Source organism: candidate division KSB1 bacterium, from assembly GCA_022562085.1.
In the GTDB taxonomy this organism is placed as follows: Bacteria; Zhuqueibacterota; Zhuqueibacteria; order Oceanimicrobiales; family Oceanimicrobiaceae; genus Oceanimicrobium.
Genome location: JADFPY010000092.1, coordinates 1 through 13,929, shown reverse-complemented (window position 1 = coordinate 13,929; position 13,929 = coordinate 1). Strand labels below are relative to the sequence as shown.

Sequence of the window (13,929 nt, the reverse complement as noted above, 5' to 3'; positions counted from 1 at the left end):
TGATTCACAATTTTGTTTCTAAGATGTTTGAAATTTATTTAATTAGCGCCAAGAATGAAAAGCCCGGTTCCATTTGGGAGTCGGGCCTTCCTTTGCAGAAAAAAGTGAATTTCCTAATCCGGACAAGCCCCGTGGGATACAGATCCAACGGGGCAAGCCGGAAATCTCAAAAAAACGAACTACAAATTACAAGCTTGTCCCCGAATGTTCCCCGATTAAAGAATTCGGGGACAAGTTTAGTCGGGGATAAAACTCAAATACCAAATCCCAATGTCCAATAAAACCATAACTTTCAGTGATTTTGTTTGAAAATTGGATTTTGGAAATTTCTTGTTATTTGGGATTTGATAGGTGTGATTTCAAATTCTACCAAAAAGCTTGTGCTCGAATGCTTTTATCGAGTATAGCAGAAAATTACTTGTCAGTTACTAATTGACTTATATTAGACTTTGGAGCATGTCAGAAAGTCGTGGAGACATTTCTGACCTACCATACCGGGAAAAATATGGATTCACTCTCAAGACAAATCTCAAGATTTTCTTTAGGACTAAAATATGAAGATCTGCCCTCGAATGTGGTGCATGAAGTCAAGCGCTATCTTTACGACTCAATCGGCTGCGCCTATGGCGGCTATTCAACTCATGATGTCGAAATTGTAAAAAACATTTACTCCGACATGGGTGGAAAAGCCGAGGCAACTGTCGTCGGCAGTGGAAAAAAAATTCCCGCTTACAATGCGACTTTGCTCAATAGCTTGATGTTTCGTGCTCTGGACTTCAACGATATTTACTGGAAGCAAGACCCGAGCCATCCAAGCGATATTATACCGGCAGCCCTGGCAATGGGAGAGAGAGAGAATAAAAACACCAAAGATGTGATCACGGCGATTGTTCTGGCTTATGAATTCGAGTGCCGCTTGTGTGAATTTGCCGTGCCGGGAATTCGCGAGCGCAAATGGCACCATGCCACGTTGACGCAGTTTGTCTCGCCAATTGTCGCCGGTTATTTACTTGGCCTAAATGAAGATCAAATGGTCAATGCCATCGGAATTTCCGGGTCGCACAATTTGACTCTGGGCGCAGTCACCGCCGGCAAATTAACGATGATGAAAAACACCGTCGATCCATTGGCAGCGCAAAGCGGCGTCATGGCGGCACTCATGGCTCAACAAGGATTCTCCGGTACAGAGCAGATTTTTGAAGGCAAAGAAGGACTCATGCAAACCCTCGGCCCGGACTGGGACACAGAGAAGTTGATAAGCGGTTTGGGGGTGAGCTTCAAAATTCTGGAATGTTCAATGAAAGCCTTCCCAACCGAAGCGCTAACCCACACACACATTTCCGCTACCATAAAAGTTGTCACTGAGAATGATATAAAAGTTGATGATATTGAGGAAGTCACTGTCACCACAATCGCCCGTGCCGTTGACATTCTATTCGATGCTGAAAAATATCGACCGACTTCGCGGGAAACCGCTGATCACAGTTTACCTTATTGTGTTGCGGCTGCTATTGTGGATCGAAAAATCACAACAGATCAATTTACCGACGCAAGAATTAAAGATCCACAAATTCAAGGCGTGCTTCCGAAAATAAAAGGAGAGGCCAGTGAAGAATTTGAGGAGATGTTTCCGAAAAAGCAGCCATCTAAAGTTGAGATTCGACTTAAAAACGGTCAGGAATTTTCGGCGCAGCTAGACTTTCCCAAAGGGGATCCAAGAGAGCCCATGAGTGAGCGGGATTTAGATAACAAATTCAAAAGTTTAAGTTCTGATTTGCTTTCCGAAAACAGGCAGAAAGAAATCAAAGACGCCATTTGGAACTTGGAGTCATTTCAAAACATTGGTGAATTTATGAACCTGCTGAAAGTGGATTAATATGGTTGAAATCGCCGAAGCAAAAAAGCGCAGTACAAACAGAAAGCCCAAGGCTAAAAAAACGAAGTTGTCAAGAAAGCAGCTTACGGACCTGTATTATTATATGGTGCTGAATCGTGCTTTGGACGATAGAGTCACCTCGCTTTATAAACAAGGGAAATTTCAAGGCGGCGCTTTTGTGAGCCGGGGGCAGGAAGCGACCTCTGTCGGATCTGCGTATGCGCTGGAGGAAGGCGATGTCATCGGCCCAATGATTAGAAATTCCGGAGCCATTTTGGTTAGAGGTGTTCCGCCGCGTGAATTTCTGGCAAATTATTTGGGTAAAAAAACCGGGCCGACCCAGGGCAAAGATGGCAACTCGCATTTCGGCGATTTAAAGCGCAATATTTTTGCGCCGGTGAGTATGTTGGGTGTTTTAATACCGGTTTGCGCAGGCGCCGCTTTGGCTTTTAAAATGAAAAAGCAGCCGAACGTGGCCTTGACATGGATAGGAGACGGTGGCGCAAGCATAGGCGATTTTCACGAGGGACTCAACTTCGCAGCAGTGATGAAGTTGCCTTTCGTTCTGATTTTGGAAAACAACGGATATGCTTACTCAACTCCCACCAGCAAGCAAAGTTTGGTGGAAGATTTTGTTATACGGGCTCAAGGGTATGGAATCCCCGGCGAAATTGTCGACGGCAATGATGTTTTGGCGGTTTACGAAGTCACTAAACGCGCCGTTGAAAGAGCTCGAAAAGGAGGGGGGGCCACTCTCATCGAGGCTAAAACGTTTCGCATGAAAGGACACGCTGAACACGATGATGCTTTTTATGTCCCTAAAAAAATCATTGAATATTGGCAGAAGCGAGATCCGATTATCAACTACGAGAAATATTTATTAAAAGAAAAAGTTCTTTCGAAGAAAGAACTGACGGATATCCAATCCAGTGTCGCTAAAGAAATGGATGAGGCCCAAAAGTTTGCTGAAGAAAGTCCATTGCCTGAGGCTAAAGAGGCGGCAGAAGGGTTGTATGCGAGTTAAGAAAACATAATTTGTTAAAACTTGATTTCCTTTAGATTCCCACTTATATTTCAAATTAAATGAGCACCATAACTTATATCGAAGCAATCACCAAAGGCCTCCGAGAGGAAATGCAGCGCGATGAAAGCGTTTTCTGTTTGGGGGAAGATATTGGTGAATACGGCGGCGCATTCAAAGTCACAAAAGGCTTTATAAAGGAGTTTGGCGAAGAAAGAGTCGTTGACACCATTTTAGCAGAGACTGCGATTGTCGGCGTCTCGATTGGCGCCGCGATCATGGGGCTGCGACCCGTCGCTGAAATGCAGTTTGCGGATTTTATCTCCAACGGTTGGAACCAACTGGTTAATATGGGCGCCAAAACGCATTATCGTTGGGGCGCGGCGGTACCCATGGTCATTCGCTTGCCATCCGGTGGCGGCCTTCATGCCGGTCCCTTTCATTCGCAGAATCCGGAGGCCTGGTTTTTTCATGTACCCGGGCTCAAATTGGTTGCGCCTTCAACGCCATATGACGCAAAGGGTTTGATTAAATCAGCAGTTCGTGATAACAATCCGGTGCTTTATTTTGAGCATAAGTATCTTTACCGGCATGTGAAAGGCGAAGTGCCGGATGATGACTACACGATTCCGATTGGCAAAGCTGAAATTAAACGTGTTGGTAAGGATATCACTCTAATTACCTATGGCTCGATGGTTCAATTTTCTTTAGAAGCTGCTGAAAACGTAACGAAGTTGGGGGTTGAGGTGGAAGTTTTGGATCTTCGCTCTCTTTTACCGTTTGATAAAGAGATGATTCTGGAGTCCGTCAAGAAAACCAATCGGGCAATGATTGTTCACGAAGCGACCTTAACCGGCGGTATTGGCGGAGAAATCTCCGCTTGCATTACACAAGATGCGTTTGAATATTTGGATGCCCCGGTCAAGCGGGTTGCTTCTATTGATACTCCTGTGCCTTACAGTCCGCCGCTTGAGGCGTATTTTATGCCGAATACAGAGAAGATTACTAAGGCACTAAGGGAATTGGCGGAGTATTAACTTACTGTTCAAAAAGGATTTCATTAAAAACTCATTGTGACAAAAAAAACCAGAAGTGCCAAGCAGTATTTAGTTTTTATTAGCCATTCAACCAAAGAATCGGTGGGTCGCTAAACAAATGTCAAATTTGATCGAAGAAAAGGGTCGAGAATGGGGTATTAAAACATTTTTGGATGAGAAGGATATTGATGGAGGTGATTCGATTCCAGAATCAATTCGAATTAATATTCAAAAATGTGATGAGTTTTTGCTGCTTCTTAGCCGATATTCTGTAAATCGGCCTTGGGTATTGATAGAGTTAGGCGCAGCTTGGGGATTAGAGAAACGCGTAGTAACAATAATAGATAAAGTTACTCCTGATGAAATGCCCGAAGTTATATCTCCATATAAAGCGATTGATATAAATAATTTTGATCAATATATTGCACAACTGTTGGGTCGTGCAAAGGAGTCACGAAAGAATGAATAATAAAAGCAAACACCAAGAACCTCTTCGTATTTTTTTGAGCCATGCTTCAGATGATATTTCCAATGCCCATAAACTTGAACGCCTTTTATCTAAACATTCAAATGTACGGGTTTTTAGTACCGAAAACCTTAGTGCAGGAGAGGACTGGCAATCAAAACTGAAGGACGAACTTTCAAACTGCGATGTTTTTTTTGTTATGTTATCTCCAAACACTATTAATTCAAAGTGGGTACTTCAAGAATTGGGCGCTGCCTGGGCTATGGACAAACCAATCGTAGTAAGCGGTACCAATATTGATTTATTGTCCCAGATTCCTGTTAGCATAAGTGAGAAACAATTTGTGAATATTGAAGACTTAGTTAAACCTGATAAATTAAATCAAATTTTGGCACCTTTTGAAAAGTCAGTTGAATCGTCAAAATGAACGAACTTATCGCAGTCTTAATTATGTTTGGCGGAGCGGGCCTGGTTGTCGTCCTAATGATGGGGCTAAACCAGTGGCTCGGGCCCAAAAAGAGAAATCCCGTCAAAGACGAGATTTTCGAATGCGGGAATATACCCGTTGCAGGAGTTGCGAATAAGTTTTCAGTAAAATTTTATACCGTGGCAATTTTATTTATTTTGTTTGATATCGAACTTGTCTTTCTTTTCCCGTGGGCGGTGGTCTTCCAAAGCATTGGCATAGTTGGGTTTGTTTCCATGACATTGTTCATTGCCGTTTTGATATTAGGGTTGGTTTACATCATGAAAAAAGGAGCGTTAGAATGGGACTGAGAAGTATATTTGGCGGAGATAATTTAGTAACGACCAAGCTCGATCAAGCGATCGGTTGGGCGCGAAAGTATTCTCTTTTTCCGTACCCATTTGTGACAGCCTGTTGCGGCATGGAGTACATGGCAGTTTCCTCCGCTCATTATGACATCGATCGGTTTGGCGCTCTTTTCCCGAGATTCTCGCCGCGACAAGCGGACATGCTGATGTGCGTGGGCACCGTCAGCCAGAAGATTGCTCCCATGCTGCGGCGGGTTTACGACCAGATGTGCGAACCGAAATATGTCGTTGCTTTCGGCGTTTGTACCTGCACCGGCGGCTTTTATGACGACTACTCAACTGTTATCGGCATTGACACGATTATGCCGGTGGACGTTTACATTCCCGGGTGTCCTCCGCGACCGGAAACGGTAATTCAGGGGTTGATGCTTTTACAGGAAAAAATCCAAAATCAAAAGCAAGAATATTAAATGCCCAGGAATATTTTCATAACCCTTCAACAGAAATTCCCCGATTCCATCTTTGACGCCTACAGCTATCGCGATGACGCAATTGTCGTGGTCGATAAAGCTGACATTTATGATATTTGCAAGTTTCTCCGTGATGATTCTAAGCTGAAATTTGATCTCCTCATGGATTTAGCAGGTGTTGATTACTTGGGTCGCGATCCTCGGTTTGAAGTTGTGTATACTTTATATTCATTGAAAAATAATAACCGGCTGCGCATCAAAGCGCCTGTCGATGAAAGAAGCCCGCAAATTCAAACCGTTTCAAGTCTATGGGAAATAGCAGACTGGTACGAACGGGAAGTCTGGGATATGTACGGAATACGGTTCAAAGGGCACCCTGACTTGCGGCGCTTGTTAATGTATGATGAATTCAAAGGACACCCACTGCGAAAAGATTACCCGATTACCAAACGGCAGCCACTAGTAGGCGCTGAGTACACTGAAAACGGCACGATTACTCCCACGGCTGAGCTGGTTAATAAGGCCATGGAAGAATATATCTCCGAAGAGGATGGCTTAAAAGTTAAACATATGTTTCTGAACATGGGGCCATCTCATCCGGCTATGCACGGTGTTATCAAAATCATTCTCGAGCTTGATGGCGAACGCGTGGTTGGTTCCGACGTGGGAATCGGCTTCTTGCACCGCTCCTTCGAAAAGCATTCTGAGAGTATTTGCTATAATGGTGTTTTTCCTTACACAGACCGGTTGAACTACGTTTCTCCATTGATTAATAATGTCGGTTATGCCCTCACAGTTGAAAAATTACTTGATGTTGAAGTAACTGAGCGCTGCAAATACATTCGAGTGATCATGAGTGAAATTTCCCGTATAGCCGACCATTTAACCTGCATCGGCGCTATGGCCATGGAACTCGGCGCTATGACGGCGTTTTTCTACTTTATGCAGGCACGTGAGGCGATGTACCAACTGATCGAAGAGGTCACAGGTGCGAGAATTACAATTTCCTATGTCCGGGTTGGCGGCGTGAAAGCCGATTTGCCTGAAAACTTTGAAAAACGCGTGCGTGACCAATTAAAGAAAGTTAGAGACGAGATTAAGCAAGTTCACAAACTCTTAACTCGAAACAGAATTTTTGTCGACCGGGTGCAGGGAGTAGGCGCCGTCTCCAAAGACGACGCTATTTCGTTCAGTTTCACCGGACCTTTGCTGCGAGCGTGTGGTGTTAATTACGATGTGCGCAAGCAATTTCCTTACAGTAATTATGACAAAATTGATTTTGAAGTCCCTATCGGCAAAAACGGCGATATCTATGACCGCTATCTGATTAGAATGGAGGAGATGGAACAAAGCTGCCTCATTATCGAGCAGGCGTTTGAAAAAATGCCCAAAGGCGCGATTATGGTCGATTTTGAGGGTAAGGAAATTCCTGCAGAAAAAATGGCAGACTTAGGCAAGTTCGGACAGACGAAAAATTTGCTGCATCAAATTGCTGTTACCGACCCAACCCTCCTGGGAAGCAACCAGCCTTATCATGATACAGTCTATGCTCCCGATAAACGGGTTACTTTGCCCAGCAAAGAGAAAACTTATGGCAGTATTGAGGGCCTCATGAATCACTTTATGTTGATTATGGATGGCTACGGTATTCGCCCACCGCGAGGAGAGACTTATTTTGCTGTCGAAGGAGCAAATGGCGAATTGGGATTTTATATTGTCAGCGATGGTACGGACAAGGCGTACCGGCTTCGCTGTCGGCCGCCCTGTTTTGCCTTTGTCGCCGGCTTTAGTAAAATGATTGAAGGCGCACAGGTAGCAGACATTGTTCCGGCGTTTGGTTCGATCAACATGATCGCTGGAGAATTGGATCGATGAAGATAAAGTTTTCTGAAACAGCCGAAGCTGAATGCGACAAGATACTGGCCAAGTATCCTGAGAAAAGGGCGGCCATGCTTCCCGTTCTCTATTTGGCGGAAAAAGAATTTGGCCACATCTCTCTGGAAGTCGAGGAATACGTGGGCAAATTGTTAGATGTGCCACCGGTAAAAGTGCACGAGGTGATGACTTTTTACACCCTCATCGCTGCCAAACCGCGCGGAAAGTACCATTTTCAAATTTGCCGGGGACTTTCCTGCGATTTAAAGGGATGTGTGAAAATCATTGATTATTTATCGGAAAAGTTAAAGCTTAGCTCTGATCAGACTAGTGATGATTTAATGTATACCTTCACTCCGGTCGAATGTTTGGCTGCATGTGAAACCGCGCCCATGATGCAGTTAAACGAAGATTATTACGGCAACCTGACGAAAGAGAAAATCGACGATATACTAAAAGAAAATTCATAAACACAAAGCATGAGGGACATAGAGGTGTTAACGTGTTAATGTGTTAATGTGTTAATGTGTTCAGGTGTTAATCGGATATTTAATCGAATGCTCTAACACTCAAACACGCCAACACTTTTGAGACTACTATCTTCCGATTCAGTGTCGCTTTATTCTCTTTGTGTTAAAATCAATTATAAATAAGCATGTCAGAAAAAATCATCTCAAAATTTTTCGATATCGAAGACAGCCACACCATCGATGTCTATGAAAAGCACGGTGGCTACGAAGCCATCCGTAAAGTCCTCAAAAAGTGGACGCCGGAAGAGATTATCAAGGAAGTCTCGAACGCGAATTTACGCGGTTTAGGCGGCGCTGGTTTTCCTGCTGGCAGAAAATGGTCCTTTATTCCGAAGAACAGCCCAAAGCCCAAATATCTAGTCATAAATGCTGATGAAAGTGAGCCTGGTACATTTAAGGATCGCTATGTAATCGATAACTACACCCACGGTCTTTTCGAAGGGATCATGATTGCCTCTTACGCCATTGGGGCGAATATGGCGTTTATTTATATTCGCGGCGAGTATGTCCGCCAGGCGGAGAGGCTGGTAGAACAGATTGAAGCTGCATACAAAAAAGGCTATCTCGGTAAACAGATTTTCGGTTCTGAATTTGATTTGGACTTGATCGTTCATCGCGGGGCCGGCGCTTACATTTGCGGTGAAGAAACGGCGCTTTTAGAATCTTTAGAGGGTAAAAAGGGGTGGCCGAGAATGAAGCCACCGTTTCCAGCAATCGAAGGGGTGTTTCGCTCTCCGACCATTGTCAACAACGTGGAAACCCTCGCCTATGTGCCGACGATAATAAAAAATGGTGCAGACTCGTTTGCAAATCTTGGCTCTGAAAGGAATGGCGGTCTACGGCTTTACAGCATCAGCGGTCATGTCAAAAACCCGGGGGTTTACGAACTACCAATGGGGACTCCTTTACGCGAAATCATTTATAAGCATGCTGGCGGGCTGCAAAATGGCAACGGAATAAAGGCAGTTGTGCCCGGTGGGTCATCTTCGCCCATCCTAACTCCGGATGAAATCGATGTCAAGATGGATTTTGACTCCCTTGCGGCAATCGACTCCATGCTCGGTTCCGCGGGCATCATTGTCATGGATGAATCGACGTGCATGGTCAGGGCGCTTTATGTGGTCACACGCTTTTATCACCACGAATCGTGCGGACAATGTACGCCTTGCCGCGAAGGAACCGGCTGGGCCGAGAAAGTCCTCAAGCGCATACTCGATGGCAACGGTAGACCAGAGGATATTGATAACCTGGTAGAAATCGCGGACAATATTATCGGTAACACGATTTGTCCGCTGGGAGATGCTGCAGCGCTGCCCATTCAAAGTTATGTCAAGAAGTTTCGGGAGGAATTTGAGTATCATGTGCGGGAAGGGAAGTGTGATGTTAAAGGTCATTAGGTTAGGAAGGAAACTATGCCTAAAATAACCATAGACGGCACAGAAATAGAGGTCGAAAAGGGAACCACCGTTATTCAAGCTGCGGAACAGCTTGGCATCGAGATTCCACGCTACTGCTACCATCCCGGGCTCAGTATTGTCGGCGTTTGCCGCATTTGTCTGGTTGAAATCGAGAGAATGCCGAAATTGCAGGTGGCTTGTTATACACCTGTGACCGATGGTATGGTGGTGCATACGAATAATGAAAAAGTGCTGCAGGCCCGTAGAGCTGTCTTGGAATTTCTTTTGATTAATCATCCGCTGGATTGCCCCGTTTGCGATCAAGCAGGGGAGTGCTGGCTGCAGAATTTTTACATGCAGCACGGTCTTTACGATAGCAAGATGTTTGAGGATAAGGTTAAGAAGCAGAAAGCCCTCGATATTGGACCGAACGTCATGCTCGACTCCGAACGGTGTATTCTTTGTTCGCGCTGTGTTCGGTTTTGTGATGAAATTACTGAAACCTTCGAGCTGGGCATTTTCAATCGCGGCGATCATGCTGAGTTGCTGCCCTATCCGGGTCAGGAATTGGATAATAAATATTCCGGCAACACCATCGATATTTGTCCGGTGGGCGCTTTAACGGATAAAGATTTTCGCTTTAGAACACGGGTCTGGTATTTAACCGAGACCCCATCGGTATGTCCTGGCTGCAGCACTGGCTGTAATATAAGTGTGCATCATAATGACAAACGGCCCTACAAAGCCGGCGGTATTCGTATTTCCCGCCTGAAACCAAGGTACAATCCCGAGGTCAACCAATGGTGGATGTGCGACGAAGGGCGTTATGGATTTACATACGTCGATGACGATTCCAGAATTGTTGCGCCGCAAAAAAAGACCCGCGGCAGGTGGCAGGAACTTTCATGGAATGATGCAATCGACGAAATAGCGAATAAAATGAAAGATACCATCGACAAACACGGAGCCGAGGCGTTTGGGGTAATTTTGTCTCCGCAAATGACCAACGAGGATTTGTTTGCAGCTAAAAGGTTTTTTAAAGAGACTCTGGAGCTTGAAAACATCGACTTTGAAGTCGCAGCGCGGGAAAAGGGCTATGAAGATGATTTCTTAATGAAAGCGGATAAAAATCCCAATACTGAAGGTGCGAAGAAGTTAGGGGTGTCGGCGATGGACAACAGCGGCCTTGAAGTCGCGCAAATGCTTGCTGAGGCAAAGGATAAACGGCTCAAAGCTTTGTATATCTGCCACCATGATTTGGAGAAAGGATTTAACAAAGAGGAAGTCAAAGCGGCATTGTCAAAGGTTGACCTTGTCATTTTTCAGGGAACAAACCAGAATTTAACTTCAAATTTGGCCAATTACTGTCTGCCGAGTGCGACGTTTGTAGAAATAGATGGGACGTTTACAAATTTTGCTGGTCGCGTGCAAAGAATTCATAAAGCCGTTGAACCTCTTGGCGAGTCTAAACCGGACTGGATTATTTTCAGAAATCTTTCCAAGCGGCTGGGTAAATCCATGCCCTACTTTGAGCCAGAGGACGTTTTCAACGCATTGGTCGAAGAGGTAGATGCTTTTAAAGGTTTGAGTTACGAAAAGATCGGCGAGCATGGCATTCTTTTAGACGGGCACGAAGAAAGTGCTGAGAAAGAAATGGGAGCGCTGGTAGCCTGATGGTAGAAGGAATCGGAATTGTTCTGGCGAAGTTAGCGTTTGTTTTGCTTTTTGTGCTCAACTTCGGCGGCCTTCTCACCTGGGTGGAGCGCAAGCAAAGCGCGCTGATGCAAGACCGAATCGGCGCGAACCGTGCTTCCATTTTCGGGTTACGTCTTATAGGTCTTTTCCACGCTATCGCGGATGCCGTCAAAATGTTTACTAAAGAGAGCTTTCGTCCGGTGGCAGCCGAGAAATTTCTTTTTACCATTGCGCCGGCGATATCGGTGTTTTTTGCTCTGGTCGGTTTCGCGGTCATTCCATTTGGGGATGTACTTATCATTGGCGGAAAAGAGATTAATTTACAACTGGCGCCCCTGAACATCGGCGTGCTCTATTTGTTTGCGGTCGCGGGTATGGCGGTTTATGGCGTGGTGTTGGGTGCGTGGGCTTCAAAAAGTAATTTTGCCCTGCTCGGAGGATTGCGTGCCTCGGCACAAATGATTTCTTATGAAGTTGTTTTGGGCGTGACCATCATCGGCTCTTTGATGATCTATCAAACTGTAGAACTGCAAGAAATCGTGCGCTGGCAAGGAGGTACCTTCTGGGGCTGGCTGCCGAAATGGGGTATTTTGCTGCAACCCGTTGGCTTTATTTTGTTCTTAACGGTCGGAATTGCGGTAACCAAGCGGGTGCCTTTTGACGCGCCGGAAGGGGAGTCGGAAATCATCGGTTACTTCTTAGAATACAGTGGCATGGGATTTGGCATGTATATGCTCACTGATTTTGTTGAGACGGTGATGGTTTCCGCCATCACCGTGACCCTGTTTTTGGGCGGCTGGCAGGTGCCGTATTTAATGGCTGACGGATTTCATTTTCCCTGGGGCGCTACTTGGCAGCTTGGAAATCTGGCCGTTGCTCTTCTGCAGGTAGGAACTTTCACCCTCAAAGTCATGTTCTTCTTATGGCTGCAGATGACCATTCGCTGGACTTTGCCGCGTTTTCGCTACGACCAGATCATGCGGTTGAGCTGGAAATATATTTTACCGATTGCGCTGGTGAATATTTTGATTACGGGGTTGGTTATTGTGTTGATGAAATGAAAGTAATTTATGGAGTTAAAGATAGCTGTATTGACGATTGCTCATCTAAACCTCGCGGAAACAATGACTGAGTTTTTGCTCTAACCATGAATATCCACGATAAATACAAACCCCTGACTTTCTGGGAAAAACTTTATTTACCGGCAATTATCGCCGGGATCTGGCTGACTTCGAAGCACTTCTTTCGGAATTTGACTTTGCATATTTTGCGGGCTCTGCGAATCAGGAGAAGTGCAATGGGAGCGGTCACCATTCAGTATCCTGAGTTCCTTCGTCCGCTTTTCCCCCGTTTGCGGACGATGCACCGTCTCACAAAACGGGAGGACGGCACACCGCGCTGTGTGGCTTGCATGATGTGTGAAACAGTCTGCCCGGCAAACTGCATTTACATCATCGCGGACGAGAAACTGGAGGATCCCCAAATTGAAAAAATGCCGAAAAGTTTTGACATCGATCTGGGTTTGTGCATTTTCTGCGGCTATTGCGTCGAGGCCTGTCCTGAAGATGCTATTCGCATGGATACCGGTATTCTGGAGATTTCGAATTTAACCCGAAATGGCATGGTCCTGGATATGGAAACCATGCTTAATCTTGAACCCAGGCAAGATCGCTACGTCAAATATACTAAAGAAGGGGATATCGTGTCTCAGGAATATTTGAAACAATCGAAGAGCGAGTAGCGAAAAAGCCCTTCGACTGGCTCTGGGTAAACTCCGAGCGCAAAATATTCGAATATCGCTCCTCGCTTTTCATTCTTCGCTCTTCGAATAAAGGTTGAATTTAGAATACAATTTTTGTATATTCGATTTCGGAATTGTCGTTCTGAGCGCGAAGTCGTCGTTTCTTTGTATGCGTTAAAAGTTTTGAGCGCGAAGAATCTGGAATGTGCAAAGTCAGAGTCTGGCACATTCCGATTAGTGGAAAAATTTAATTTTGTTGTTTATGTGTTTGGAAAGACATTACTGTTAATTAAACGAAGGAGAGTCCTGATGGCCAAAGTCAAAAAACCCCCATTTATTACCGAGGAACAACGATTCCTGGAAGAAGGCAACTACGGTGACAATCTTTTTATTACGTCTGTTGATAAAGTGCTCAGCTGGGCGCGACTCTCTTCTTTGTGGCCTATGACGTTCGGGTTGGCATGCTGTGCTATCGAAATGATGGCTACTGCGGCTTCCCGTTACGATCTGGACCGTTTTGGCGCAGGCGTCATGCGGCCGAGTCCGAGGCAAACGGATTTGATGATTGTTGCCGGCACGGTCACGATTAAAATGGCTGAGCGAATCCAGCGGCTTTACGACCAGATGCCGGAACCCAAGTACGTGCTTTCCATGGGGAGCTGCGCCACCAGCGGCGGACCTTACTGGCAGCACGGCTACCACGTTCTGAAAGGAGTCGATTTGATTGTCCCGGTTGATGTTTATGTCACCGGCTGCCCACCCAGACCTGAAGCGCTTATCGATGGTATAATCAAAATCCAGGAAAAGATTCGCAAGGAAAGTTTGATCAAACGCAAACTTCAGGAAAGGGCGAACGTATGACTCCCGAGCAAATCCACCAGAAACTTCAGGAAAAATTCGGCGATGACATCCTTGAATTGAACGCAGAAGCTCTTGATCCTTTTATCAAAATAAATCCTGCCCGATTTTTCGAGATTTCCAAATTCCTGAATGAAGACCAGAGCCTGAACTTCACGTCACTGATGTGTCTGAGTGGACTCTGCTTGA

Annotated in this window: 15 protein-coding genes; all 15 read left to right on the top strand. The window is 45.3% G+C overall.

The genetic code is table 11. The features are described 5' to 3' along the window. Positions 1-505: 505 nt before the first annotated feature. Positions 506-1,876 (top strand): MmgE/PrpD family protein, encoded by a 1,371-nt coding sequence (locus tag IH879_09890; protein ID MCH7675247.1) that lies wholly within the window; start codon positions 506-508, stop codon positions 1,874-1,876. Position 1,877: 1 nt separating this feature from the next. Then, positions 1,878-2,900, top strand: coding sequence for a thiamine pyrophosphate-dependent dehydrogenase E1 component subunit alpha (locus tag IH879_09885; GenBank protein MCH7675246.1), 1,023 nt, complete (start codon positions 1,878-1,880; stop codon positions 2,898-2,900). A 59-nt stretch (positions 2,901-2,959) separates the two neighbouring features. Then, complete coding sequence (locus IH879_09880) at positions 2,960-3,934, top strand: alpha-ketoacid dehydrogenase subunit beta (GenBank protein MCH7675245.1); 975 nt, start codon at positions 2,960-2,962, stop codon at positions 3,932-3,934. 118 nt (positions 3,935-4,052) lie between these two features. Beyond that, positions 4,053-4,403 carry a toll/interleukin-1 receptor domain-containing protein gene (locus IH879_09875; GenBank protein MCH7675244.1) on the top strand — a complete coding sequence of 117 codons (351 nt, stop codon included), beginning with the start codon at positions 4,053-4,055 and terminating at the stop codon, positions 4,401-4,403. Then, on the top strand, positions 4,396-4,827 hold the full coding sequence (locus IH879_09870) for a toll/interleukin-1 receptor domain-containing protein (GenBank protein ID MCH7675243.1): 432 nt from the start codon (positions 4,396-4,398) through the stop codon (positions 4,825-4,827). The genes IH879_09875 and IH879_09870 overlap by 8 nt, the downstream gene beginning before the upstream one ends. Further along, complete coding sequence (ndhC, locus tag IH879_09865) at positions 4,824-5,177, top strand: NADH-quinone oxidoreductase subunit A (protein ID MCH7675242.1); 354 nt, start codon at positions 4,824-4,826, stop codon at positions 5,175-5,177. The genes IH879_09870 and ndhC overlap by 4 nt, the downstream gene beginning before the upstream one ends. Beyond that, positions 5,168-5,644, top strand: a complete 477-nt coding sequence (nuoB, locus tag IH879_09860) for an NADH-quinone oxidoreductase subunit NuoB (protein ID MCH7675241.1) — start codon at positions 5,168-5,170, stop codon at positions 5,642-5,644. Before ndhC ends, nuoB (IH879_09860) begins: the two co-directional genes overlap by 10 nt. Then, a complete protein-coding gene (locus tag IH879_09855; GenBank protein ID MCH7675240.1) occupies positions 5,645-7,519 on the top strand; it encodes an NADH-quinone oxidoreductase subunit D in 1,875 nt (624 codons plus the stop codon). Next, positions 7,516-7,989 (top strand): NAD(P)H-dependent oxidoreductase subunit E, encoded by a 474-nt coding sequence (locus IH879_09850; protein ID MCH7675239.1) that lies wholly within the window; start codon positions 7,516-7,518, stop codon positions 7,987-7,989. Before IH879_09855 ends, IH879_09850 begins: the two co-directional genes overlap by 4 nt. A 185-nt stretch (positions 7,990-8,174) precedes the next feature. Beyond that, positions 8,175-9,446 carry an NADH-quinone oxidoreductase subunit NuoF gene (gene nuoF / locus IH879_09845; protein MCH7675238.1) on the top strand — a complete coding sequence of 424 codons (1,272 nt, stop codon included), beginning with the start codon at positions 8,175-8,177 and terminating at the stop codon, positions 9,444-9,446. A gap of 15 nt (positions 9,447-9,461) precedes the next feature. Beyond that, a complete protein-coding gene (locus IH879_09840; GenBank protein MCH7675237.1) occupies positions 9,462-11,120 on the top strand; it encodes a molybdopterin-dependent oxidoreductase in 1,659 nt (552 codons plus the stop codon). Further along, entirely contained in the window at positions 11,120-12,202 is a 1,083-nt protein-coding gene (locus IH879_09835; protein ID MCH7675236.1) for an NADH-quinone oxidoreductase subunit H, read from the top strand. Before IH879_09840 ends, IH879_09835 begins: the two co-directional genes overlap by 1 nt. Positions 12,203-12,288: 86 nt before the next feature. Beyond that, positions 12,289-12,882 (top strand): NADH-quinone oxidoreductase subunit I, encoded by a 594-nt coding sequence (locus IH879_09830; protein ID MCH7675235.1) that lies wholly within the window; start codon positions 12,289-12,291, stop codon positions 12,880-12,882. Between the two features lie 309 nt (positions 12,883-13,191). Further along, positions 13,192-13,743, top strand: coding sequence for an NADH-quinone oxidoreductase subunit NuoB (gene nuoB / locus IH879_09825; protein ID MCH7675234.1), 552 nt, complete (start codon positions 13,192-13,194; stop codon positions 13,741-13,743). Next, on the top strand, positions 13,740-13,929 hold a 190-nt coding region (locus tag IH879_09820), incomplete at its 3' end, for an NADH-quinone oxidoreductase subunit C (protein MCH7675233.1). The genes nuoB (IH879_09825) and IH879_09820, both read left to right, overlap by 4 nt.